Consider the following 24,992-nt stretch of genomic DNA (forward strand, 5'->3'; position numbering starts at 1 on the left):
CCGCGGCCCACGTCTTCACCGAGAACTATCTCTACACCGCCGAGGCTTTCGATCTTTACCTGTCCCGCCTGACCGAAGGCGGGGTCATGAACATGATGCGCCCCGAGTACTCTCCGCCCCGCGAGATGCTGAAGGCCCTCACGACCGCGGTGGGGGCCCTGCGGCGGAGGGGCGCCTCTCGCCCGGCGGACCACATTGTGATGGTGTCCGCTACGAGCGGAAACTTCGTAGCCATGCTCGTGAAGGGGAGCCCCTTCACGGATCCAGAACTGCAGCGGATCCGAGCCTGGGCAAAGGGCAGCCGTCGGTTCGGGATTGCCGCCGCGCCGCGCTGGGAGCCCGACCGGCCGAGCCTGTTCCAGGAATTCCTGGCTCTCAATCGGCCCGGGGAGGAAGCGGCCTTTGTTTCCGCCTACCCCTTTGATATCGCGCCCGCCACCGACGATCGACCGTTCTTCTTCCGCTATTCCTTCTGGTGGCACCTCTTCCCCAGCGATCCCGCCATCTGGGCCGAGGTCCCTTTGATGGAACTCGGCCTCTGCCTGCTCCTCGCCCTCATCGCGCTTGCGGCCGCTCTTTTCGTCTGGGCACCCCTAAGGCACCTGGCCCGAATCGAGGGGCGGCGCTCCCCGGTCTCGCGCTACGGCGTCTTCTTCGCGGGGGCCGGGCTCGGTTACATGGCGGTCGAGATTGCCGCCCTCCAGAAGTTCAGCCTGTTCCTGGGCCACCCCAACTACGCCCTCTCCGTGGTACTGGCGGCCCTGCTCTTCTCCAGCGGGATCGGCTCCCAATACTCCGCCGCCATCGTGGGGGCGGCGGGCCACGTGCGCTTCGTGGGCTATGCCGTGGGGGCGCTCATCCTCGCCGAGTATGAGCTCGCCCTGCCCGGAGTGCTCCCGCATGTGGACTGGCCGTTCCCCCTCCGCTGCGCGATCGTCTGCCTCCTCCTCGCGCCCCTCGGGGCCCTCTTGGGCACCTTCTTGCCCACCGGGCTCGAGCACCTGAAGGGCGAGCAGGCCGCGCTTGTGCCCTGGGCCTGGGGCGTTAACGGGACCTTCTCCGTCCTCGCTCCCGTCCTGGCGGTGGCGCTCTCGATGACCTGGGGAGTCAGCGCGCTGCTGCTCTCGGCGGTGCCCGTCTACCTCGTGGTCGGGTGGTCGCTGCCCCCCGAGCCGACCCGGATCGGCTCGTCCTGACTCCGCCCGCCAGGCCTCCCCCTCGCCCACAGCAGCATCGACGCCAAGGAGGCGCTCAAGGAGAGGGCTAGGGCAAGAGTGGCCCCGGAGGGGTGGTAGCGGACCAGATAGACGCGGTCGCCTCCCGGGGTGGGCAGCGCCCAGGCGCGGTCATCGGCTCGGAGCAAGGGGACGGGGACCCCCTCTGAGGTGGCCTTCCAACCGGGGTGATAGCCGTCCAGGACCAGGATATAGCCGGGCGGGGTGGAGGACCGGATCCTGATCGTGTGGGGATCGATGCGCTCGTAGGCCACGCGCGAGCTCTCGGGGAAGAGCGGCGACGCTACGGGCAGGGCGGGGGGAGCCGACGCCAGGAGGACGGCCTTCTGGGGATCAAACGCCGGGTCCTCCACGCGCGCGCGCAGGCGCTTTGTGTCCAGCTCCACCTCGTGGCGGGGCACAAAGAGGGCGCGGGGCAGGGGATCGCGGATCTCGTAGAGCTGCAAAGGCTCCTTGAGCTCCGGAAAGCGCAGGGTGCGGCGGAGCGACACCAGGTCCGAAGGCAGGGGGGCAAAAGAGAGAACCCAGCGCACGTTGGCCAGGCGGAGCCGGGCATGATGCTGGCGGAAGAATGAAGGAGACACCTCGGACACAGGAAGCGTCGAGCCTTGGGGGGCCCAGCCCGTGCGGTCGACATCGAAAGCTCCTTCGAGGCCGTCGAGGACGTGGGTACGGGGAAGAAGCGACTGGCGGTCCAGGTAGTAGAGCCAAACGTCCGATCCACGAAGTGCGGTCTGGGCATTCCAAGCCAGGCCGGGCGAGTTGGCGACGCCATAGGAGAACCAGCGATAGAGACCCTCCGCGGAGGCCTCCGCTACCGCCCCCTTCATTTCCGGGCGGAGGTCGTAGAAGGATGCCTCGGTCAGGGGATTGAGGCTCGCGTTCACGATCAGCAGGTCGAGAACGGCGAATCCGGCCGCGCCCCGTGACCAGCGGCCGCCCAGCCCGAGCAAAAGGCCCGTGCCCAGGGACAGGAAACCGGTGACCTCGAACGCGACCGGCCAGCCCGTGGCCGCGACGCCGCGCGCAGACGGCCCCGCCAGCAGCGGCGCGAGGGTGCCCAGGAGGTGCGCGGGGGCGTCCGGAGACCACCGGAGAACGGCCGAAGCCGAGAGCAAGAGCAGGCCGGGGACGAGGAGAAGGGCCCAGTGCAAGCCCCGCGCCCTTCCCATCACGTCGAGGGCGCGGCCGGCGAGGAGGCTGATGCCCAGGGTGGCCAGGAAAAGGAACTTCACCGGATGGCGGAAGGGCAGAGCGGCGTGAGGGGGGAGGAGGGCGAGCGGGCCGTAGGCGCCCAGCCCCAAAGCCACGCCCAGCAGCACGAGGAGGTAGAGGCGGGTCGCTCTCCCCGCCCGCGCGGCCAGCAGGAGCACGGGGGGGCCGAGGTAGAGGCTGAGCAGATAGGGGTAGCCCTGGGTGTAAAAGGGCTGGCCCCAGAAACCCAGGTCGGAGAAGGCGTGAACGTCACCGAAGAGCTTCGGCAGCACGGCCTCGAGCAAGACCATGGGACCCGCCGAGTAGTGAAGAGCCTCGGCGGCGGTGAAGCCAGCCGCCCGCGCCGTCCCTTCCAGGACGGTCTGCATCCCCAGGAGGACGGGCGTGGCCATCAGGGCGGCCAGGACCCCCGCCGCCGCCACCCGGCCGAGCCGACGGTCCCGAAGCCAGCGTCCATCCGGGGCCAGGACGAGGGCCGCGACCGCGGTCTGGAACTGGATCTCTACGGCCAGGGTGCTGGCCTGGAGGGCGGCCAGCGCGGCGAGCACGGCCACCCTCCTCCAGGAGGGCTCGGCCAGCAGGGAGAGGAAAGCCAGGACAACCCAGGGTGCCCAGGCGGCCGCCTGCAAGAGAGGCACCAGATTCACGCAGGATAGGACAAACCCGCTCAGGCCGTAGATCGCTCCCGTGGCCCACGCCGACCAGTCACGGGCTCCCAGCCGACGGGCCAGGAGAGAGGCCCCCGCCATGGCGAGGAAGAGGTGGAGGGGCGGACCGAGGGTGAGGGCGGTGCGGACACCCCCCCCCAGCACGAGGAGGAGGTCTATTGGATAGGTCAGCAGAAACGGCGCCCCGCCGTCGGAGGTGGGATTCCAGAGAGGCCACACTCCTTGGCTCAGGGAACGGGCCAGGAACACCAAGTTCGGAAAGTAGTAGGTGGAGATGTCCCGGAAGTAGGGGACCCGATGGGCCAAGCCGCCCCCGAACAACCAGAGCGGAGGTAGCAGGTGCGCGAGAAGGTAGAGGGGACGCCGGCCCAAGCAAAATCCGTGGGTGCGCGATCGCGGAGCGGACTCCATGCTACCACACCCCTTCCCCTTGGAATCGCATGGGAGGCGGCTCCGCGCGCGGCGGCGTCGCCGGAGGAGTCGTTGACAGCACCGGAGGGGAGGGCTAAGGTGCGTCCGCCTGATGCGCTCCTCCCTGGTGCACAGCATCCTCTACGTCGCCTTCTTCGTTTCGGGCGCTAGCGCTCTCGTCTATCAGGTGGTCTGGTCGAAGTACCTGACCCTCTTCGTGGGCGGCACGTCGTTCGCGCACACGATCGTGCTCGCCACCTTCATGGGGGGGCTGGCCTTCGGCAACTGGGCCTTCGGCCGCCTCTCTGACCGGGCGGGCATGGACAAGCTCCTTCTCTATGCCCTGCTGGAAACGGGGGTGGGGCTACTCTGTCTCACCTTTCCCACCCTCTTCGTCTGGCTCTCCGATATCTATCTGGCGGTGGGGAGTCGAACCGGCCTCACATCGCCCCTGAATCCCTTCCTGAAGACCGGCCTCACAGTGGCCTCGATGTTTGTCCCCTGTGCGCTTATGGGGGGCACCCTTCCCGTGCTCGTGAAGTACGCGGTGGAATCCTTGGCCGGGCTGGGGGCGCGTCTCAGCTGGCTCTACTTCATCAACACCGCCGGCGCGGTGGTGGGCTGCGCGCTGGGTGGCTTCTACGTGATCGAGCACCTGGGGCTCGAGTTCGGAATGGTAGGCACCTCCCTTCTGAACATCGGGATCGGGGGAGTCTGCTACCTTCTCTACAAGCAAGCCCGGGGCCCCAGCGCAACCGCTCCCCCCGCGCCCTCACCCCCGGAGGCGGGGGAGGTCTACTCCGGGATCCAGGCCCGGACGGCGTTTTGGTGCATCGCCGTGGCGGGTGCGCTGTCGATGCTCTACGAGCTGGCCTGGGTGCGGATCCTGGTGCTGTCCATCGGGGGGACGGTCCACTCCTTCAGCACCATGCTCATCGGTTTCATCGCGGGCATTGCCCTCGGGGCCGCCCTGGCGGGCTGGCTGCTCCGAAAAGGCCGCAACGCCCTCGCCCTCTTCGGCCTCTGCGAGCTCGGGATCGCGGGGGCGGTGCTGATCCCCTTGTCCCGCTACCAGGCGCTACCCTACGCGTTCTACCGGCTTTCCTCGGCGGTGGCGCGTACGCCCGACACCTATCCCCTCTATCTCCTGCTCGCGGTCGTCTGGGCGGGAATCGTCATGCTCGTTCCCGCCACCCTGATGGGGGCCGCTCTACCCCTGGCCACCCGCGTGTGCATCGACCAGTTCCAGACCTTGGGCCGCAAGGTCGGGAGCGTGTTTTCCGCGAACACCCTCGGCAACGTGGCGGGGGCGGCGGTGACGGGATTTCTGTTGCTGCCCCGCCTCGGCCTCGAGCGCACCCTCATCGTGGGCTCGCTCCTGTCCGGTTTGCTCGCGGTGATCATCCTTTGGGCCTGGCGTCCGGGGGGGAGAGGGTCCCCATGGAGGGCCCTGGTGGAGGCGGCCCGACCCGGGTCCGCGCCGGACGGACCTTCCCTGTGGCCCCTCGTCCTGGCCGGAATGATCCTGCTCGGGGCCTTCCGACTGTGGTCCTATCCGAGCTGGGACGCCCGGCTCATGCAGTTCGGTCTTTACCGCTGGGAGCGCAAGTATGACTTCCCTTCCTGGGAGGCATTCACGGCCAGCCGCGCCGGCGCGCGGGTTCTCTACGCTCGGGACGGTGCCCATGCCTCGGTGACGGTGGAGAGCGTTTCCGTGCCCGCCGGCCCCCCCGACCTGGTCCTGCGGATCAACGGCAAGCCGGATGCCACCTCCGTCACCGATCTTCCCAGTCAGTTGCTGGTCGGTCACATCGGCATGTTTCTCCACCCCCATCCCCAGCGGGTGATGGTGGTCGGCCTCGGCAGCGGGGCCACGGTGGGGGCCGTGCTTCGCCACCCGGGGGTCAGCGTCGATGTCGCGGAGATCTCGCCGGAGGTGGTCGAGGCCGCGGCGCGGTTCGAGCGCATCAACGATGGCGCGCTCAGGAACCCTCGCTTTCACCTTTTCCCTCTGGACGCCCGCGAGTTCCTTCTCCTCCAGCGCAACCGCTATGACGTCATCGTGAGCGAGCCCACCAACGTATGGATCCCGGGAGTGGCGTCCCTCTTTACCAAAGACTTCTACACCGTGGTCCGCGCGCGGCTGGAGCCCGGGGGGCTCTTCGCCCAGTGGCTCCAACTCTACTCCGGGGATCCCCGCATCGTGGCGACCGTCGTGCGCTCGCTGACCGAGGTCTTCCCCTTCGTGAGCGCGTGGATCGTCAGCGACGCGGATCTGATCCTCCTCGCCGGCCGGGAGCGGCCCCCCTTCGAGCCCCGGGCCTTCGGGGAGCGCGTGAAGCAGGTGCGGGCGGGATCGGGCTTCTCGTCTCCCAACGGGATGGTGGCGCTTCTGGACGACCCCCTCGTGATCCTGGCCAGCCAGCTTGCCACCGACCAAGCCCTTCGGCTCCGGTGGCCGGCGGGCAGCGCGCCCGCTCTTCACGACCTTTTCCCGAGCATGGAGTTTGCGGCCGCGCGGGCTCAGTTTCAGGGCGTCACCTATGCGGTGGAGAACGACCTCGACGAGCGGCTCCACCGCACGGCACACGAAAGGCTCTTCCTGGAGGAGTATCTGAGCCGCTTTCCGCTGGACGAACCGGAGGAGGCGCGCATCATCACGTCTTTCAGCCAGCTCTCCCTGGGCTATGCTCATCTCGCGCGATCGCTGGCCGCCAACGCCATCTTGGAGGGCCGGGAAGACCCCGGCCAGGTGCTGCCGTTGGCGGACGAAGTGGTGGCCAAGGCCTACCTAACCCGGGCCTTGGCCGCCGAGCTCGACCGCCCCTCCTCCGCCGGCCGGGGAAAGCTGTGCGCCGACTACTTGCGTGTGGCCACGGAGGCTCTCCGGGGGGCGGCCTCGGTGCTCGTTCCCCCCCCCACACGGGACCTCGAAGCGAGGATTGACGCTTGTGCGATCGAGTTCCCGGGCCGGGCGGAGGAGCTCCACTTGGAGCTGTTCGAGGGCCTGGCCGCGGCGGGGGCCACGGCTCCGGCCCTCGTGCGTTTGAAAACCCTGGATACGGAGGGCGTTCTGGATCGGCTGGGCGGCCGGGAGCGCGCTCGGCTTCTCCTCCTCGGGGCCAAGCTGGAGGTCCAGGCGGGTCGGTTGGACCAGGCGCGACGGCTGGCGGAGCGGGCCGATCGGTCGGATCGCGGCAATCCCGAGGCGTCCCGCCTCCTCAGCGCGCTGGGTTCGCTCTAGGCACCCCGGGGGCGAGGCCGAGCCGCGGGCCAGCCCTGCCCCTTGGCGCGCCCGCCCATCACTCGAGGGTCCGGAGGGCCTTTGCGGGTATGCCCGCCACCAGCGTGTGCGCCGGCACGTCCGCGGTCACGACACTGCCCGCGGCCACGAACGAGCCCTCGCCGATGCGGACCCCGGGCAGTACGGTCACGTTGGCGCCGAGGAAAGACCCGCGGCCGATGATGACCGGCGCCGCCACCGGCGGGAAGTGGCGCTGGAGAGGATGGTCACGGTAGCCCACGTTGGTGTGGGTGAGGATCAGAACCCGCTCGGCCAGGGTGACCTGATCCTCCAGGCAGATGCCCTCGGCGAGGTCCAGCAAGCACTCCCCGCCCAGAAAGCAGTCGTCACCCACCGTGAAGCCACGGATCCCGCGACGATAGAGATTGAAGAAGCGGACGTCGTGCAGGACCACGCGGGCCCCGATTCTTGCCCCCAGAAGGCGGAGCCAGGCGGTTCTAAGGGGGGGAAAGAGGGCCAGTCGGTAGGGAAGGAAGGCGACACTGAAGAAGGCAAACCGCGTCGCCCGAGCCCAACCGATCTCATCGAGAGCCTTCAATGCCCAGCGCCCCTCAACTCCCGTCGGAAGGACAGGAGCTTGGCGAAGTATCTAAAGGAATCGTGCAACCCGCGGACGGTCGAGGCCTTGTCGAAGCGCCGGATGTAGGCGCCCGGGATCTCTTCGATCCGCAGACCCCGCCGCTGAGCACGCACCATGAACTCGGTGTCCCAGAACCATCCCGGGTCCCGAATCTCCTCCAGAACGGGAAGGAGGGCGAGGCGGCGGAAGAATTTGTAACCCGTCTCCGTATCTCGAACGGAGACGCCGAGCATCCGCCGCACCAGGAAGGAATATCCGCGACTCATGAGGTAGCGGTCCAGGCTGCGGACCTGGAAGGCGTAGATCCGCCGCACCGTCGCCACGTCGGCGCCCTTTTCGATGGCCCGCACCAGAGAAGGGATGTAGCGCGAGTGAACCTCGAGGTCTACGTCGAGGTAGCCCGCGATCTCCCCCCGCGCGGCCCGGAATCCGTCGGTCACCGTGGCGCCCCGGCCCTGGTTGACCTCGTGCAGAAGCACTTGAAACTGAAGGTCGGAATGATCCTTCACAATCGAATGGATGAGCTCGCGCGTTCCATCCTGGCTGACGTCGTCCACGAAGAGGACTTCATAGGGCTGGCCAAGGCCATCCAGAGTGTCGCGAATCTCGATGAAGTTGGCGGCCAGAGTCTCTTGCTCGTTGTAGCAGGCCAGCACCACGCTGATTTTCGGGGAGAGAGCCATGCTCAGGCCGAGCTGGCGACGACGGCGGCGATGACCCGGTCCACGTCCTCGTCCGCCAGGAGGGGGTGAAGGGGCAGCCGCAGGAGGGTGCCGGCTACGCGCTCCGTGACGGGCAGGTCCCCTCGGTCCAAGCCCAAAGCGCGACCATGGGGCGAAGAGTGGAGGGGCACGTAGTGAAAGGACGCCATCACACCCCCCGCGCGCAGAGCCTGCAGGCACGCGTCTCGGCTCGCCTCGTCGGGAAAGAGCAGGTAGAAGATGTGATGGTTGCCCTGGCGCTCGGGGACCGGGGTGGGAAGCCGAACGCCGTGCGAGCGGGCCCAAGTCTCGAGGCCGGCCTGGTAGCGAGCGGCCACTTTGGCTCGTCGGGCCTGGATCTCGGCGAACTTGTCCAACTGGGCATCCAGGAGAGCGGCCAGCACCTCGGAGAGGATGTAGCTACTCCCTTCCGCGACCCAGGTGTACTTGTCGACCTCGCCGCGCAGGAAAGCGCTCCGGTTCGTGCCCTTCTCCCGGATGATCTCCGCCCGCGCCGCCGTCTCGGCCTCGTCGAGGACCAGGGCCCCGCCCTCTCCGCAGGTGATGTTCTTGGTTTCGTGAAAGCTCAAGCAGCCCGCGTCACCCAGAGTTCCCAAGGCCTTGCCCCGGAATGACGCCCCCAGGGCCTGCGCCGCATCCTCCACCACCCGCAGGCGGTGAGCGCGGGCAAGGGCGAGAATGGCATCCATATCGGGAGCGACGCCGGCGTAGTGCACGGGAAGGACAGCGGCGGTGCGGGGGCTGAGGCGGCGTTCTAGATCCCCCGGGTCGAGGCCCAGGGTGCGGTCCTCGATGTCGGCGAACACGGGCCTCGCCCCTACCCGGAGTATGGCGTTGGCGGTGGAGACGAAAGTGAAGGAGGGACAGATGACCTCCTGACCGCGACCAATGCCCAAGGCCAGGAGGGCGAGCTCGAGGGCGTGGGTACAGGATGTGGTGAGGAGGACGCGCCGAGCCCCCAAGAGCCGGGCCAGCCGCTCTTCGACCCGGCGGCAGAACGGCCCGTCACCGGCGATGCGGCCGCCCAAAGCCTGGAGGACGCGCTGCTCCTCGGACTCGTCGAACCAAGGAGCGTGGAAGGCCACACCAGAGCCGGAGCGACTCATGTTCATTGGTATTCTTGGCGCGCCCCTCCCGCGGGTCAAGCGAGGACTTGGGTGTCGCTTGTCTAGGGCGATGGTGACGCGCGCGGCCCCGCAAGATCACGCCGAGCCCGTTCGAGGTTTGCCTCCACCGCGGGGTCGGGCCGGAGGGCAAGGGACAATGAGAAATGCCGAATGGCCTCTCCGAAGTCACCGGCGAGGGCGAGGGCTACGCCCAGCTCGCTCTGAGCCACCGCGTTTTCCGGGCGGAGGGCAACCGAGAGCGAGAGCTCCTGGATGGCCTCCCTTAGCTGCTCCTGATCCAAGGCCAGCGATCCCAGTCCGAGGTGGGCGTCCGCCTGGCGCGGATCGAGCGCAAGGGCTCGGAGGAACGAGCCGCGGGCTTCTTCGCGACTGCCCGCCGCGGCCAGCGCGCGTCCCAGCCCGACGTGGCGCATCGGATCCCGTGGGCGTCCAAGCAGGGCGCGGCGCGAGGCGGCGACCGCTCCGGCGGCATCACCCGCCCGGGACATCGCATCCGCCATCTCCGCAAACACGCTCCCGTCGCCGGGATCAAGGGACACGGCCGCACGATAGAGCATAACCGCGCGGGCGTTCTCACCGTCATCCATCCGCTCGCGGGCCTGCACCAAGGGGCTCAGTTCGAGGCCCGGCAACGGGCGCCCGCTGAAACGAACGAACCCCAGAGCCAGGGCCACGCCCAGCCCCAAAGTTCCCGCCGCGAGGGGTAGGAGCGGGCCTCTGTCGTCCCGCCGAGGCTCGGCGGGATCCGCCCCGCGCTTCGGAAAGAACCGCGGATGCGGGCGTCGCAAGGCTCCGAATCGACGGTTGAGGTCAAGAACCGGGCGCTCGAGCAAGTAGTGGGAGGCCGCGGCCAGACCGAACATGAGGGCGTGTTGGCGCATCGGGCCCTCACGCACGAGGATGCTGATGCTCACGGAGTGCCACAGGTACAGGCTGTAAGAGAGCTGGCCGACCCAGACGAGAAGCGGCAGCTCGAGCGCTCGCTTCAGGAGGCCAGGGGTGAGGGCGCCCAAGATAACGAGGACGGCGGCGGCAGCGCTCACCGAGAAGAGAAGGGGGTGCGCCACGAAGTCCGCGATGTCCCGGGTGAAGGCGAGGTAGGCCAGGACCCCGGCGCCGGCCGCCCCGCCCAACACCGTCGCCGAGGCCAGACGACCGGAGGGCGGATGGCGGAAGAGCAGCGCCAGCATGCAGCCCATCAGCAACCCGTCCCCCCGCGTGTCGGGGCCGAAATAGACGCGAAGCCACAGGCCGGGGTCCCCCGGATGACTGGCTAGGAGTAGGTAGCGGAGCCCGAGGGCGCCGGCCACGAATGCCGCAAGGATCAATGCGATGGCATTCCGGGAAAGACGCCGACGGAGGAGCGTCCGCAGACTCAGTGGCCAGAGGAGGTAGAACTGTTCCTCGAGGGCCAGGGACCAGCAGATCGAAACTTCCCCCAGGGGGTACTCGCGCCCGAAGGCGATGGCCACATTCGAGATGTAGAGGAGGGCCAGGACCGCCCACCGCCCGCTGAGTAGCCCAGACAGCCCTGGCTGGATCCAGTGGGTCACGGCCCAGACCACGAAGACAAAGAGGCACAGGGCCGGGGCCAGCCGGAGGAAGCGACGGAGGTAGAACCTCGGAAGCTGAATCGATCCCGAGGTGGCCCATTCCCGAAGCAGGATGGACGTAATGAGGAAGCCGCTCAAGACGAAGAACACGTCGACGCCGAGAAAGCCCCCCCTGAGCGCGTAGTCGTGATAGGCGATGACCATCAGGATGGCGATCGCGCGCAGACCGTCCAGCGATGGTCGGTAGTCGCCCCCGGTGGCGGGTCTCGGCCCCGCGCTATCCGACATGGGGCGGGATGCAGAGCGGGAGGGCCGTCAAGTCGCCGGCGCGGTCTCCGTGACGATCCGATAATTCGGGTCGCGCCGTAGCCGCCAAATGTAGGCGTCGACGACGAAGTGATGGATGTTGATCACGGCCGTCACGAGGAGAAGGCTCTCGGCCCACCCGAACCCGGCAGCCACGTAGGCGAACGGCCAGACCTGGAAGAGGAGAAATCCGAGAAGGAGGCAGGCGAAATAAAACAGGGCGGAGTGGTATGCCCAGCCGTGGAGGTTCCCAGGCAGGCGCTCCCGGTCACGGACGTGGAAGATGATCACGATCGCCAGGTATTGCAGGCCATGGAAGACCGTGGCCCAGAAGAAGGCGTGGACGTAGTTGAGGGCGATCCACCACACTCCATTCGTGAGGACGACCAGCAAACTGATCGCGGGAACGGCTCTACCCCGGGAGCCCATGACAACGAACCAGACCGCCGGCAAGGCCAGGCTCGCCGTCGCCAATCCGCGCACGAGCACCTCGCGCGTGGCCGCCACCGCCGGGGCGCCCAGGGCGGAGGCGGGGACGAACCATTCGATGCCGATACTCGGAGACCCTAGAAAAGAATGAAGGAACGGGGCGAGGCAAGCCAAGCGCAGCAATATCTTGTCTCCCCCCTCCAGCCGGCAGCCGGACCGATAGCAGTACATCGCGGCCAGGCCGTAGGCCTGGGCGGCGTAGTGGTACGGCGACCAGGTCAAGTAGAGCGCCTGGAGGTGGCGCCCGAGCAGGGGAGCGAAGGCGATGGTCAGGGTCAGTATTGCCACCGTCACGATGGGCAGACCCAGGGTCAGAAAGGGCAGGTCCCGGAATGCGCCCGGCTTGGTATAGAGCCGCACCGTCGAGGCCGCGAAATGAGCGGAGTTCGAGACGAGGACCAGCACCGCGAGCAGGGTCACCGTGGACCCTCCCCACGCGAAGCCGGGGACCCCCCAGAACACCGCCGCCGTCACCAGGAGGCTCAAGCCGCCCGCGATCACAAGATAGTCAAAAAGAGGATGCACGAAGGTGCGCCCCAACTGGAGGGGCCAGCGCTTCCCCTGACCGGGTTCTATGGCAGTGGCCATCGTTAGGGTTGGGGAGTGGAGAGGGGGCTGGCCGTGCCTTGGAGCCGCCTCGCCCTCGCGCGCTCCAGGTTGGCGCGGATGGCAGGATCGCTAGTCGCGGCTGCGGCGGTCGCGAAGTGATCGATCGCGAGGTCCAACTGGCCCAGAGAGTCCAGGGCGATGCCGAGGCCGTTGTGGGCGGCCACGTTTCGCGGCTCTCGGGCGACGGCCTTCGAATAGCGCTCTACGGCTTCGTGCGGGCGATCCCGGTCCAGGGCGATATCGCCCCAAGCGATCCAGGCCTCCGCGAGCCCGGGGTCGATTGCGAGGGCGCGCTCAAGAGCCTGCTCCGCGTCATCGTAGCGGCCGGTTTTGGTGAGGAACTGGCCCAATGTGTACCAAGTAGTCGGAGACGAGGGGTCGATGAGGGTTGCCATGCGGCCCTGGCCCACCGCGCGGTCGAGCAGGCCGCGCTCGGCTAGGCGGCTCGCTTGAGCGAGCGGGTTGGGCAGAAACTCAGGAAGACCCCCTGCGGCCACCAACTCACGTGTCCCCACCAAGAATGACCAGCCGAGGGCGGCGAGGCCAAGCACGAAGAGGAGATCGTAGACCCCGTGTCGGTTGGAGGCGCCCGCTCGCCAAGGCTCGGTCGCGCGCGCCCAAAGGGTCGACCAGGCTAGTCTCAACGAGATCCCCTTAAGTCTACCCGTCTTGCTTTTCGAGTATATCGTGCTTGAGGGGAAGGCGGGCGCTTGGCCGGCGGTGGTCGGCGGCGCGCACGCGTCCCCGCCGCCTGTGGACCGTCGGACGATGCTAGCGAACTAAGCGGAGGTTCAGAGAGGCGGGCTCCGGAGAAGATCTGGCGCGCCGCGGTCGCGGATGGGCGCGCGGATCGGGGTCGAGAGCCTCGGCCCGACCATCCGCAACTGTCCGCTGAAGGACGCGCTCAGCGACGGGCGTCCGCCGGACTCCCGCCGCTGTCGGCCGGCAACTCGCGCCGCTCGGTGGGGAGGGGACTCGCTCCCGGCCCGCTTGCTCCTTGAACGCGGTCGATGGCGAACTTCACAGGCTCATAACGCAGGTACTCCGCGAGGTCGATGCCCGCCTCTCGAGCCAGAGGATCCCGGGTGGCGGCATAGCAGTCGCGGCGCAGCAGGAGCCAATTCAGGTTCCAGAGGACATGAGGTTCGAGAGGCCGGAGTGCTTCCGCACAGCTGGAGGTCAGGCTCAGGCGAGAAAGGAGCGCAGCCATGGTCGGCAGGCGGTCGTCTTCGTCGGCATAGAGCGCGAAGGGCTCCCGGACCCTCTGGAACAAACGCGAGGCAAGAGCGGGATCCTGGCTCCCTACCTCGGTGGCCAACCGCAGGGAGGCGACGGTGAGCACGGGCGACGCCCAGGGGTCTTCATGGAATCGCCCTAGGGCCGCTTCTAGGGCCCGCGTCGCCTCCTCCCCGCGGCCCTGTCGCGCCAGAAGACGGGCCAGGATGCCATCGGCCTCCACGGGCTGAAAGGCCCGAAGGCCCGCAATGTAGGGGAGAGCTCCATCGTCTGCCGCCTCCGCCAGGCCGCTCGCCACCAGGGCCAGCTCGTCGGGGGACCGCGGGTCGCGTCCCGTGGCCCGCCAGGATGCCAGGGCGGAGGTCATGTCACCCCCCTGATAGTGAGCAAGAGCCGTCGCCAAGCGCCGCTGCTCCGCGCTGAGCCGGCCCTGGATGAAGGGAGCCTGGCCCGGCCGCGGATAGAAGGCGAGCCGAGCGTCTTCCACCCTCTGCCAGTCCACTCCGCCTCCGACCTCGGGCCGATCCTCGTCCCGGGCGCGCGCGAGGTCTCTGAGCTCGTTGATGCTGAAGAGGCCCGCTCGCCCCACGGTGCGCGCAAAGCCGAACTCGACGTGGTTCAGGTCGTCGGTGTTGATCAGATCGTGCGCGCCGGCCGCGGCGGAGCGGGCAAAGGAGGAGGTGGCCACGAAGAAGGAAAGCCAGCCCTCCAGGTCGGTGACGCGCCAGGTAGACCGCACGGCCGACCGGTAGGGCTCTTGCGCGAGGCGTTGCCGGAGGGAGGCGGCGTCATAGACCAAGGGCTTCTTGGAAGCCACGAGCAGCAAGTCAGCTCCGCCGACCTGCCAAGTCTCCACCTGGGGGAAGACAGAGGTGAGGGTGGCGTAGATCGTTCGTACGGTTCTGGCGTCCACGTCGTAGGCTTGGACCCACTGGAGAAAGATGCTCTCCTCGTCCATGCGGCGCGAGATGGCGTCGTAGTACTCCCTCGTGAATAGGCTCGCGATGCCCGCTCGGTACGGGTTCGACGGCTCGGAGAACACGAGGTCATACTTTTCCCGAGACACGAGGAGGGTCTCGCGAGCGTCGCCAACGGTTATGTGGACCCTGGGATTTGCCATCAGGTCTTGGTTCGCCACGCGGCAGGCACGGGCCACGTCCAGGAGGCGGGGCTCGAGCTCCACCACGTCGGTTCGCTCCATGCTCGGCACGACAGCCAGCCAGCCGGCGGTCTCGCCCGTTCCGAGCCCGATGACCATCGATCGCCGGGGGCGGGGATGCAGCAGAGCCCCCACCATGGCGCTCATCACGGTGGTCGGGGCATCGCCCCGCGCGTTGCCGTCGACTTTCCCGTTGATCACGAAGGCGAGGCCGGGATTCCCGGCCTCGAGGGCCACGCTGCTCTCGACCCCGTCTGCCTCCCACAGCACCATGCGGCGCTGGTAATTGAGCCACCGGTGGAGCTCGTTGGGGGAGTCAAATGTCTGGAGGCTCCGTCCGACGCCGATGCCGCTATGGCGCCACGCCGCCGTGGGGCCCCTTCCCTGGAGCATCACGCCCACGAGGATGGCGAGGGTCACCGGGATCAGGAGGCGCCGTCGATCGCCTTCCTTTCGCGCCGCGACGCCGACGGCCACGAGGCCGAAGGCTCCCAAGCCTGCGGCCGTGGCGCGCCAGGCTCCGGGTGCCGAAAGGAGGGGGACCAGCCCGAAGCCGCCGGCTAGAGAGCCGGCAATGGCGCCCATCGTGTTCCACGCATACGCCAAACCGATCTGCCGGGCGACGTCCTTCTTCCCCTTGCCCAAGAGGGCCACCAGCATCGGAAACTGGATCCCGGCCACGAAGGCTGCGGGCATCACCACGAGCAGGCAGATCACGCTCCAGGCGAGGACCTGGCCCCAGAACAGGGCCACTGCGCCCAGAGGGCGGAGGAGAAGGGCCAGAATAGCCACTCGGTCGCCCAAGGCGTAGGGCAGGGCCAGACAGAGGGCTTCCAGGACGCAGGTGTAGGCAAACCCGACCAGCGTGGCGGGCCCCGCGCGGCCCAGGAGGGAGTAGGCCGTTCCTCCCAGACCGATGCCGAGGAGAGCCACGGCCAGGATGAGCCCGAAGGTGTAGACGCTACCCCCGAGGATGGGACCGAGCATCCGGTACCAGACGAGTTCCATCAGGAAGAACGCGAAGCCGACCACCGCCGCCGCGGTCAGGACGAACCCGACCGGGGCGGGGGGGAGCAGAGGGACCTCCTCACGCTCGGAAAAGGCGCCCTCGGGCGGTTGCGTCCTGGCCACTTGCCGGGCGAGCACCGCTACCGCCAGGTTGACGAGGCAGGCCAGCCAGAGTGTCGAGCGGGTGCCGAAGACTTCAAGCATGAGGAAGGTCGCGATGAAGCATCCGGCGACCGCGCCCAGGGTATTCACACCATAGAGCAGGGCCAGGCTCAGGCGCCCCTCATCCTTGGCAGTGGCAACGCTGCGGGCGGCGGCGGGGAGGGTTCCTCCCATGAGGAGGGTGGGTATGGCGAGCACGAGGCCGGCGAGGGCCAATCGGACCGCCGTCCCCCCCCAAACGCTCAGGGCCAAGGTGCCCCCCAGGCGGACGTAGGCCTGGCGGACCAGCCAAAAGAGACCCGGGGTGACGGCGCTGGACAGGGCCACGAGGGTCTCTAGGCGGGCATAAAGCCAGAGCGGTCGGGGGTGGCGATCCGCGAGGCGACCCAGAAGCAGGCCCCCCAGCCCCAGGCCCCCGATGAAGATCGCGAGCACGGCGGCCGAGGCCGCCGTCGACGCCCCAAAGATAAGCCGGAACTCCCGGAGCCAGGCAATCTGATAGACGAGGGCGCACAGGCCGGACAGGAACAGGAGGGGAGCGACCCGCCAGGCCGCCGAGGTCATGCCGGTTGGTCGACGAACATCCTGGCTACCTCACCCACGCTCGGGAAGGGGACGGGCGCGAGTAGACTACCACAGAAGCACCCCCGGCCCCGGAAGCCCTAGGGCGCCTCCCGGGCCCTCGAGGCCCGGCGAGGGGCCCGGCAAGACTTGACAGGGCGGCAGGCGCGCTGTTAGCATCACCCGACTAAGTGCTAGAGACGCTTAGGTTTTCCGGAAAGGTCTGATGCCCGTTAAGCTCGGCGAATTGCTGCTGAAGGAGAACATGGTCACACCGCAGCAGCTCCAGGAAGCGCTCGGTCACCAGAAAATGAACGGGGGCAAGCTCGGCAAAGCCTTCGTGTCCCTCGGCTACGTCAAGGACGAGGAGATCACGAGCCTGCTCTCGCGCCAGTACGGAGTCCCCTCCATCAATCTGGATCATTTCGAGGTGGACCCCGCCATCATAAAGATCATTCCTGCGGAGACTTCCCGGAAATACCAGATCCTTCCCCTTTCTCGCTCCGGGGCCACCCTCACCATTGCCATGGCCGACCCCACCAACGTCTTCGCCATGGACGACATCAAGTTCATGACGGGGTACAACGTGGAGCCGGTGGTGGCCTCCGAGACCTCCCTCGACGAGGCGATCGAGAAGTATTACGGCTCGACCCGCTCGCTGGAGCTGCGGCGGGAGGCAGGTGGGGGCGGGGGCGGGGGTGGGGGCGGGGGCGGCGGCTACCCCATGCTGGGCGGGAACACGCCCAGTCTGAAGGACGTGATGGACAGCCCCGGCCTCACCATGGACGACATGGCCTCGGTCGGTCTGTCCGAAGTGGACCTCGACTCCATGGCGGATGCGGAGGCGGACGTGGAGACGGTGAAGACCGAGGACGACGAGATCGACCTCGGGAACCTCGCCAAGTCCTCGGAGGCGGCCCCTGTCATCAAGCTCAGCAACGTTCTCCTCATAGACTCCCTGAAGCGGGGGGCTTCGGACATCCACATCGAGCCCTACGAGAAGGAGTTCCGGGTACGGTTCCGGATCGATGGCGTCCTCTACAACGTCATGGCCTTGCCCATGAAGCTGAAGGATCCCCTGATCTCGCGCATCAAGATCATGGCCAAGCTCGACATCTCGGAGAAGCGCCTGCCCCAGGACGGCCGCATCAAGATCAAGATGAAGGTCGAGGACCGGAGCCGGGACTTGGACTTCCGGGTTTCCAGCCTACCCACCCTCTGGGGCGAGAAGATCGTCCTGCGCCTTCTCGACCGCACCAAGCTCATGCTGGACATGACCAAGCTGGGCTTCGAAACGGATTCCCTGGACAGGTTCAAGAAGGCCATCGCGAAGCCCTACGGGATCGTGCTCGTCACCGGCCCCACCGGATCCGGCAAGACCAACACGCTCTACTCCGCCATCGCCGCCCTGAACAAGCCCGACACCAACATCATGACCGCCGAGGATCCGGTAGAGTTCAACCTGCCCGGCATCAACCAAGTCCAGATCCGCGACAACATAGGCCTCAACTTCGCCGCCGCCCTGAGGTCCTTCCTCCGCCAGGATCCCAACATCATCCTGGTAGGGGAGATCCGGGACTACGAGACGGCGGAGATTGCGGTCAAGGCCGCCCTCACCGGCCACTTGGTGCTCTCCACCCTGCACACCAACGACGCGCCCTCCACCGTCTCCCGTCTCGTGAACATGGGCATCGAGCCCTTCCTGGTGGGAACGGCGGTGAACCTCATCCAGGCCCAGCGCCTCATCCGCCGGGTCTGCAACAACTGCAAGGGCGAGGTCACGGACATCCCCTCCAAGACGCTGATCGAAGTGGGCTTCAGCCCCGAGCAGGTGGGTGCCTTCAAGCTGTACAAGGGCCGGGGATGCGGGGTCTGCAACGGGACGGGCTACAAGGGCCGGGTCGGTCTCTACGAGGTCATGGAGATCTCGGAAGGAATCCGCGACCTCATCATGGTGGGCGCGACGGCGGTGGAGATCAAGCGCAAGGCCCTCGAGGAGGGGATGCTCACCCTGCGCCAGAGCGGCCTCGAGAAGATCAGAGCCGGGATCACGACCATAGAGGAAGTGCTCCGGGAGACCGTGCTCTAACGGGTGTCTCGAAAGGCGCGGTGCCGGCGGCCGCGCACGAGGGGGGTTCATAGTGGCGGTCAGTCTTCATCAGCTGCTCAAGAGCATGACGGAGATGCAAGGGACGGACCTGCACGTGACCACCAACTCACCCCCCCAGATCAGGGTGGACGGCAAGTTGCGGCCCATGGACCTCCCTCCCTTGACGGCGGTGGAGACCAAGCAGCTTGCGTACAGCGTGCTCACCGACGCCCAGAAGCATCGTTTTGAGGAGAGCCTAGAACTCGACTTCAGCTTCGGCATCAAGGGGCTGGCCCGCTTCCGGGCCAACGTCTTCATGCAGCGGGGCGCGGTGGCCGCCTGCTACCGAACGATCCCCTACGAGATCCGCGGCTTCAAGGATTTGGGCCTGCCTCCGGTGGTGGCCGGAATCTGTGACAAGCCGCGCGGTCTCGTGCTCGTGACCGGCCCCACCGGCTCCGGCAAGTCCACCACCCTTGCCTCCATGCTGGACAAGATCAACGCTGAGCGCCACGAGCACATGATCACCGTGGAAGACCCAATCGAGTACCTCCACGCCCACAAGAAGTGCCTGGTGAACCAGCGGGAGCTCCACGCGGACACCCACTCCTTTTCCAACGCGTTGCGGGCGGCGCTCCGGGAGGACCCCGACGTGGTCCTGATCGGTGAGATGCGGGACCTGGAAACCATCGAAGCCGCCCTGCGTATCGCGGAGACCGGCCACCTCACGTTCGCCACCCTGCACACGAACTCCGCGGCCCAGACCATCAACCGCATCGTGGACGTCTTTCCCGCCCATCAACAGTCCCAGATCCGAGCCCAGCTCTCGCTGGTCCTGGAAGGAATCATGTGCCAGGCCCTGCTCCCGAGGGCGAGCGGAACCGGGCGCTGCCTGGCCTTGGAGATCATGATCCCCAACGCCGCCATCCGGAACCTGATCCGGGAAGACAAGATCCACCAGATCTACTCCACCATGCAGACGGGCCAAGAGAAGTACGGGATGCAGACCTTCAACCAGAGTCTGGCCAGCCTCTACTTTGCCAAACAGATCAGCCTCCAGACCGCGCTGGGGATGAGCTCAATGGCGGACGAGCTCCAGGACATGATCAACCGCGGTGCCGGCCTGGCCACGCCCCAAAGCGGGGGCCGTCCACCCGTGCGGCCGGGGGCCCGATGAGGGCCCGTGGGCCCGCGGTCAATGGCGCGCGACACCCTCAGGGTGCTGCGTCCAGATAGGAGAAGCCGATGCCTGCCTTCGTATGGAAGGGCAAGACCCGGGAGGGCAAGGTCGTTTCGGGCGAGCGGGTGGCCGACAACAAGGAAGCCGTGTTGGCCCTTCTCCGCCGGGACCAGATCCTGGTCTCCTCGGTCAAAGAGAAGGGCAAGGAGATGGCGCTCCCCAAGCTGGGGGGCGGTGTCGCCGCCAAAGACCTGGCCATCTTTGTCCGTCAGTTCTCGGTCATGATCGACGCCGGGTTGCCCCTGGTGCAGTGCCTGGAGATCCTCGGGAGCCAGCAGGAAAACAAGAACTTCGCCAAGATCCTGCAGACCACGCGCATGGACGTCGAGGGCGGGTCCACCCTGGCCGACGCCATGCGCAAGCATCCCAAGGCCTTCGATGAGCTCTTCACCAACATGATCGCGGCCGGCGAGGCGGGCGGTATCCTGGACACCATCCTCAAGCGCCTGGCCACCTACATCGAGAAGGCGGTCAAGCTCAAGAGCCAGGTCAAGGGGGCAATGGTGTATCCCGTCGCCGTGTTGGGGATTGCCGGCCTTGTGATCGCGGTCATCCTCTGGAAGGTCATCCCCACCTTCGCCTCCATGTTCGAGGGGTTGGGGGCCCAGCTGCCGTTGCCCACCCGGCTGGTCATCTCCGCGTCCAACTGGTTCGTCCGCCTGCTGCCCTTCCTCGTCCTGGGCATCGTGCTTGCCGTGTTCTTCTTCCGTCGCTACTACGCGACCTACGGGGGTCGGCGGACAGTGGACCGTACCCTGCTCCGTCTACCCATCCTGGGGCTGATCCTGCAGAAGATCGCGGTGGCCCGGTTCTGCCGCACCCTGGCCACCCTCATCTCCTCCGGCGTGCCCATCCTGGACGGACTTGAGATAACGGCCCGGACCTCGGGCAACGCCATAATCGAGGACGCGATCATGGCCGTCCGCAAGGGGGTGGAAAGCGGCCTCACCGTGGCCCAGCCCCTCAAGGAGAGCGGGGTCTTCCCGCCCATGGTGGTGCAGATGATCGGGGTGGGCGAGCAGACGGGCGCCCTCGATGCCATGCTCAGCAAGATCGCCGACTTCTACGAGGAAGAGGTGGACCAAGCAGTGGCCAACCTCCTGACCCTCATGGAACCGGTGATGATCCTCTTCCTGGGGATCACCGTGGGGGGCATCGTCATCAGCATGTATTTGCCCCTCTTCGACCTCATCAGCAAGCTGAGCTGAGCCTCTCCCGCGGTCCTTCCGGCGTGGTGGTGGCCGTGGATAGCTCGATGGAGCTACGGCTCAAGAAGCTCATGGCCTTCCGGCTGGTCATGGTCACCACCCTCCTGCTCATCGCCTCCTACCTGGAAGCGGTGTCGGAGAACCTCCTCCCCGTCAACCCCCTGTACTTCCTGATCGCGGCCACCTACGTCCTCACCGTTTTCCACGCCCTGGCCCTGCGCTTCCTGACCGCCCTCAAGCCCCAGGTCTATAGCCAGGTGGTGTCGGACCTCCTGATCATCACCGGGCTCGTCTACACCACGGGGGGAGTGCGGGCGGGTTTCATACTCCTCTACCCCATCTCCGTGCTCTCCGGCAGCGTCCTTCTCCTCTCCCGACGCGGGGGCCTTCTCCTAGCCCTTCTCGCGACCCTCTTCTACGCCGGCACCTTGTGGGCGGTCCGGCTCGGGTTGGTCCCCCCGCAGGGTCTTTCCGACGTCCCCTTCCTTTCCGCTAAGGCGCTCTTCTATTCCATCTTCGTCACGGGGGTGGCCTGCGGGACGGTGGCCCTCATCGGCTCCTATTTGGCGGAGAGCCTCCGCCATGCGGGAGAGAGGCTCGAGGAGGCGGTGGAGGAGGTGGCCGACCTCCGCGGGCTGAACGAGGTCATCGTAGACAGCATCCACAGCGGCCTCCTCACCGTGGACGGAGGGGGGCACATTCTGCACGTCAACACTTTCGGGGAGCACGTGTTGGGGCGGCGGCGGGGGGAGATCCGCGGCCGCCTTCTCCGCGAGATCCTCGGTTCCTGGTTCTTCGATCCCCCCGCCCTCCACGCCCGCGCCGCCGACCGAAAGCTGGCGCGGCTGGAGTTCGACTACGAGCGTCCGGACGGCACGACGTTTGTCCTCGGGGTATCGGTCTCGCCCCTGTCCTCCGGGGAGCGGGAGAGCGGGGGCTTTCTACTCGTCTTCCAGGATCTCACCGAGATCAAGCGGCTCGAGCAGGAGGCCCGGATCAATGAAAAACTGGCTGCGGTCGGGGAAATGGCCGCCCACTTGGCCCATGAGATCCGCAACCCGCTGGGCTCGATCAGCGGCTCGGCCCAGGTTCTGCTGGCGGAGCGGGGGTTTTCTCCCGAGCAGGAGAGGCTGCTATCCATCATCACCCGTGAGTCCAAGCGCCTCTCGGACGCCCTGAACCAATTTCTCTTCCAGGCCAAGAGCTCCTCGGAGCGCTCGGGCCCGGTGGACATCCGTCCGGTTGTCGCGGAGGCCGTGACCCTGCTCCGCAACGGTCCGGAGGTCGGTCTCCAGAGGGTGGTGGAGTTCGTCTCGGATGAAGGCCCCCTCCTCTGCTTGGCGGACCGCGACCAGATCGCTCAGGTCTTCTGGAACCTCGCACGAAACGGACTCGAAGCGATGCCCGAAGGGGGCGTTCTGAAGGTGACCCTGCGACGCTCGGAGGACGAGGTCGTCCTCTCCGTACGAGATCAGGGCCGAGGAATGGGCCGGGAGGAGCAGCGACGTTTGTTCCAGCCCTTCCAGTCCGGAAGCCGGGTGGGCACGGGCCTCGGTCTCGCCATCGTCTATCGGATCGTCCGCGAGCACGGGGGGGACATCGTGGTGCGCAGCTTTCCCTCCTTCGGGACGGAGGTCGAAGTTCGCCTGCCCCTGGTGTCGGCCACGGTACAGGCTTGAGGGGAGCGCGGCTTCGCCCGGCGACGGGGGACCTCCTCGCCGTGGCGGGCCTGCTCCTGGTCGTGGTCGCGGTCTTCTCCCAGGCGGTCTTCACCTCCGCTGTCTTCTATCAGCGCGACATCTATACCTACTGGTATCCGCACATCGAGGTCTTCGTGCGCGCGGTGTCGGAGGGCGCCTGGCCGCTCTGGAACGCCTACGTCGGGTTCGGCGGTCCTCTTCTGGCCGACGCGAGTGTCCAGGTCGCTTACCCCCTGACCTGGCTGAACCTCATCATGTTCCCGGCCGCCTACTACAAGCTCTTCGTGCTCCTTCACGTCTGGGCCGCGGGGGTGGGGCTGTACTTCCTGGGCCGCCGCTGGGGTTGGACGGAGGCCTCCTCATTTCTGGCCGCGACGGTGTGGGCGCTATCGGGGCCTCTCCTGTCCGCGGTCAGCCTCTTCCACCATTTTGCGGGGGCAGCCTGGATCACCTGGGTGTTGCTGGCCCTGGAAGGGCTGCTCGCCAAGCCCTCGGGGCGGGCCGCGATCCTCCTGGGGGCGGCGGGAGCGGGCCAGATCCTAGCCGGCTCCGGTGACATGTGCCTGATGACGGGGATGGCGGTCGGCCTGCGGCTCTTGGTCGTCGCGATCCACGACCCGCGAGCGGCCGTAGCACGGCTCCCGCGGGGAATTCGTCTGGCCGCCCTCTCCGCCGCCCTCGCCCTGAGCCTCAGCGCGATCCAGTGGTGGCCCACGCTGGAGGTCGTCCGCTCCGGTTCGCGTCCGAAACAGCCCCCCAGCACGAGCATGTACTGGTCTGTGCACCCGGCCACGATCGTGGACATGCTCGTGCCCCGCCTCGTCAGCGATCTACCCCTCACGCCGGAGCTGCGCGCCGCCCTCTTCGAGTCCCGGGAGCCGTTGCTGGCCTGTCTGTATCTGGGCCTGTCCTCGGCTTTCCTGGTGGGGGTCGGGCTTCTCTTGGGGGGACCCCTGCGGATTCTCGGCGGACTGGGCTTCGCTTGGTTTCTGGCTGCGGCCCTCGGTCACTACACACCCTTATATCCGCTCCTTCTTCGGGTGCCCGGCATCGGCCTCCTACGCTATCCGGCGAAATACGCGATTCCCACCGCGCTCTTCTGGGCGCTCTTGGTGGGCGTGGGGGCGGAAGCCTGGCGCCGTGCATGGACACCGGTGGAGAAGCGTCGCGGCCTCGGATTGGGCAGTCTGTTCTGGCTATTGGGGCTGGCACTTCTCCTGGCCGCGCTCTGGATCGAGCGCGAACCGGCGCAACTCGATCGGCTCTGGCCATGGAGCTCGGCCATCGCGACGCCGCTTCTCGGGGAGGCCGTGGCTTCAAAGCTTTTGGGAGCGGGAACCCTTGCCTTTCTGGTCAGCCTCCTGGCGTGGGCCCGGACCCGCCGATCCCTCCCCCCGCAATGGCTGACCGCCGGCTTAACGCTCCTGGTTGCGGGTGACCTGGGGTGGGTGGGTCGGAGCGTCAACTCCCTGGGCCCCCCCGAGCTACTCTCCTTCCGACCGCCCCTCGTGGATCGCCTGCGCGTCGCCCCCGACTACCGGATCTACGTGGCGACCTTTCCCGAAGAGTGCGCGCGGCTGGTCCGTGGCCCCCAGGGGTGGGACCCGAACTGGAGCTGGGCTCGAGGCACCGAGGAGATGCTTTATCCGCCGATCGGGGCGCGCTGGGGGCTCTTCGGCAGCTACGACGGCGACTTCTCGGGCTTGGCGCCGGCGGCGTTTTGGCCCGTGACCGCGCTCATGCGCAGCACCGAACTGACGTCGGCGGGACTCCGCCTTCTCCAGATCGGCAACGTGGGGCACGTGGTTTCGGTGGGGGAACGCGACCTGGCCGGCCTCACGCCCTTGCTCGGGGAGCCCTCGGCCTTTGCGTGTCCCCTGCGGCTCTTTCGCGTACCCGAGCCGCTGCCCCGCGCTTATGTGGTGGGGGGCGTGCGATCGCTATCCGACGCGGAGGCGCTGACCCTGCTTCTCGATCCCGCTTTTGACCCCGCCCGAGAGGTCTTGTTGCCTCCGGGGAACGCGACCTCCGGTGCCACCCCGGGTTCGCAAGGGAGCGCACAGTTCGTCTGGCGCCGGGCGGACGCGCTCGAGCTGGAAGTGGAGGCGAGCGCCCCCGCCATGCTCGTCCTAGTCGAAGCGTTCGGCCCGGGCTGGCGGGCCACCGTCGATGGGCAGCCGGTGGAGGTCCTGAAGGCAAACCTCCTCTTCCGGGCGGTTCGGGTCCCCGCCGGCCGGCACCGCGTGGGCTTCCGCTACCGGCCGCCTTCCGTGCTCCGCGGAGCGGCGCTTTCCGTCGCGGGGCTGCTGGCCGGGGTGACGGTGTGGCGGGCGCAGGGTCGCGGACGCGGCCCCAGGGTTGAGGCGGGCCCCCTCCTGGGGATAGGATCAGAGCCCCCAGCATGAGAGCA

General features: G+C 67.5%; 15 protein-coding genes. 7 read left to right on the forward strand and 8 right to left on the reverse strand.

What is annotated here, in order from left to right; all coding sequences use genetic code 11:
* Nucleotides 1-1,196, forward strand: a 1,196-nt coding sequence (locus VN461_10690) for a hypothetical protein (protein ID HXB55242.1), incomplete at its 5' end; no start/stop codon positions are given.
* On the opposite strand, the gene VN461_10695 is transcribed toward VN461_10690, so the two are convergent.
* On the reverse strand, nucleotides 1,139-3,490 hold the full coding sequence (locus tag VN461_10695) for a hypothetical protein (GenBank protein ID HXB55243.1): 2,352 nt from the start codon (nucleotides 3,488-3,490) through the stop codon (nucleotides 1,139-1,141). The two genes, VN461_10690 and VN461_10695, sit on opposite strands and share 58 nt — an antisense overlap.
* A gap of 151 nt (nucleotides 3,491-3,641) precedes the next feature.
* Between VN461_10695 and VN461_10700 the strand changes: the two genes are divergently transcribed.
* Nucleotides 3,642-6,773, forward strand: coding sequence for a fused MFS/spermidine synthase (locus VN461_10700; protein HXB55244.1), 3,132 nt, complete (start codon nucleotides 3,642-3,644; stop codon nucleotides 6,771-6,773).
* A 58-nt stretch (nucleotides 6,774-6,831) separates the two neighbouring features.
* On the opposite strand, the gene VN461_10705 is transcribed toward VN461_10700, so the two are convergent.
* From VN461_10705 to VN461_10735, 7 genes are all read right to left on the reverse strand, one after another.
* Nucleotides 6,832-7,371, reverse strand: a complete 540-nt coding sequence (locus tag VN461_10705) for an acyltransferase (GenBank protein HXB55245.1) — start codon at nucleotides 7,369-7,371, stop codon at nucleotides 6,832-6,834.
* The gene (locus tag VN461_10710; protein HXB55246.1) at nucleotides 7,368-8,096 is read right to left on the reverse strand and encodes a glycosyltransferase; all 729 of its coding nucleotides are present in this window, start codon (nucleotides 8,094-8,096) and stop codon (nucleotides 7,368-7,370) included. The genes VN461_10705 and VN461_10710 overlap by 4 nt, the downstream gene beginning before the upstream one ends.
* A 2-nt stretch (nucleotides 8,097-8,098) precedes the next feature.
* Nucleotides 8,099-9,241, reverse strand: coding sequence for a dTDP-4-amino-4,6-dideoxygalactose transaminase (rffA, locus tag VN461_10715; protein ID HXB55247.1), 1,143 nt, complete (start codon nucleotides 9,239-9,241; stop codon nucleotides 8,099-8,101).
* Nucleotides 9,242-9,303: 62 nt separating this feature from the next.
* On the reverse strand, nucleotides 9,304-11,103 hold the full coding sequence (locus tag VN461_10720) for an acyltransferase family protein (GenBank protein HXB55248.1): 1,800 nt from the start codon (nucleotides 11,101-11,103) through the stop codon (nucleotides 9,304-9,306).
* A 27-nt stretch (nucleotides 11,104-11,130) separates the two neighbouring features.
* Entirely contained in the window at nucleotides 11,131-12,135 is a 1,005-nt protein-coding gene (locus VN461_10725) for a hypothetical protein (GenBank protein ID HXB55249.1), read from the reverse strand.
* A 65-nt stretch (nucleotides 12,136-12,200) separates the two neighbouring features.
* Nucleotides 12,201-12,863, reverse strand: a complete 663-nt coding sequence (locus tag VN461_10730; protein ID HXB55250.1) for a tetratricopeptide repeat protein — start codon at nucleotides 12,861-12,863, stop codon at nucleotides 12,201-12,203.
* Nucleotides 12,864-13,123: 260 nt separating this feature from the next.
* Entirely contained in the window at nucleotides 13,124-16,348 is a 3,225-nt protein-coding gene (locus VN461_10735) for a fused MFS/spermidine synthase (GenBank protein ID HXB55251.1), read from the reverse strand.
* A gap of 223 nt (nucleotides 16,349-16,571) precedes the next feature.
* Here VN461_10735 and VN461_10740 point away from each other — a divergent pair, with 223 nt between their 5' ends.
* From VN461_10740 to VN461_10760, 5 genes are all read left to right on the forward strand, one after another.
* Entirely contained in the window at nucleotides 16,572-18,434 is a 1,863-nt protein-coding gene (locus VN461_10740) for an ATPase, T2SS/T4P/T4SS family (GenBank protein HXB55252.1), read from the forward strand.
* A 52-nt stretch (nucleotides 18,435-18,486) separates the two neighbouring features.
* The gene (locus VN461_10745) at nucleotides 18,487-19,611 is read left to right on the forward strand and encodes a type IV pilus twitching motility protein PilT (protein HXB55253.1); all 1,125 of its coding nucleotides are present in this window, start codon (nucleotides 18,487-18,489) and stop codon (nucleotides 19,609-19,611) included.
* Nucleotides 19,612-19,679: 68 nt separating this feature from the next.
* Complete coding sequence (locus tag VN461_10750) at nucleotides 19,680-20,882, forward strand: type II secretion system F family protein (GenBank protein ID HXB55254.1); 1,203 nt, start codon at nucleotides 19,680-19,682, stop codon at nucleotides 20,880-20,882.
* 47 nt (nucleotides 20,883-20,929) lie between these two features.
* A complete protein-coding gene (locus VN461_10755; GenBank protein ID HXB55255.1) occupies nucleotides 20,930-22,561 on the forward strand; it encodes an ATP-binding protein in 1,632 nt (543 codons plus the stop codon).
* Nucleotides 22,558-24,987 carry a YfhO family protein gene (locus VN461_10760; protein ID HXB55256.1) on the forward strand — a complete coding sequence of 810 codons (2,430 nt, stop codon included), beginning with the start codon at nucleotides 22,558-22,560 and terminating at the stop codon, nucleotides 24,985-24,987. Before VN461_10755 ends, VN461_10760 begins: the two co-directional genes overlap by 4 nt.
* Nucleotides 24,988-24,992: the final 5 nt, after the last annotated feature.

The organism is Vicinamibacteria bacterium (assembly GCA_035570235.1).
GTDB lineage: Bacteria > Acidobacteriota > Vicinamibacteria > Fen-336 > Fen-336 > DATMML01.

What these genes read in the sequence shown, in the direction of transcription:
- VN461_10700 (HXB55244.1), top strand. Translation starts at nt 3,642, where the DNA reads ATGCGCTCCTCCCTGGTGCACAGCATCCTCTACGTCGCCTTCTTCGTT.
- VN461_10710 (HXB55246.1), bottom strand. Translation starts at nt 8,096, where the DNA reads ATGGCTCTCTCCCCGAAAATCAGCGTGGTGCTGGCCTGCTACAACGAG.
- rffA (HXB55247.1), bottom strand. Translation starts at nt 9,241, where the DNA reads ATGAGTCGCTCCGGCTCTGGTGTGGCCTTCCACGCTCCTTGGTTCGAC.
- VN461_10720 (HXB55248.1), bottom strand. Translation starts at nt 11,103, where the DNA reads ATGTCGGATAGCGCGGGGCCGAGACCCGCCACCGGGGGCGACTACCGA.
- VN461_10735 (HXB55251.1), bottom strand. Translation starts at nt 16,348, where the DNA reads ATGACCTCGGCGGCCTGGCGGGTCGCTCCCCTCCTGTTCCTGTCCGGC.
- VN461_10740 (HXB55252.1), top strand. Translation starts at nt 16,572, where the DNA reads ATGCCCGTTAAGCTCGGCGAATTGCTGCTGAAGGAGAACATGGTCACA.
- VN461_10750 (HXB55254.1), top strand. Translation starts at nt 19,680, where the DNA reads ATGCCTGCCTTCGTATGGAAGGGCAAGACCCGGGAGGGCAAGGTCGTT.
- VN461_10755 (HXB55255.1), top strand. Translation starts at nt 20,930, where the DNA reads ATGGAGCTACGGCTCAAGAAGCTCATGGCCTTCCGGCTGGTCATGGTC.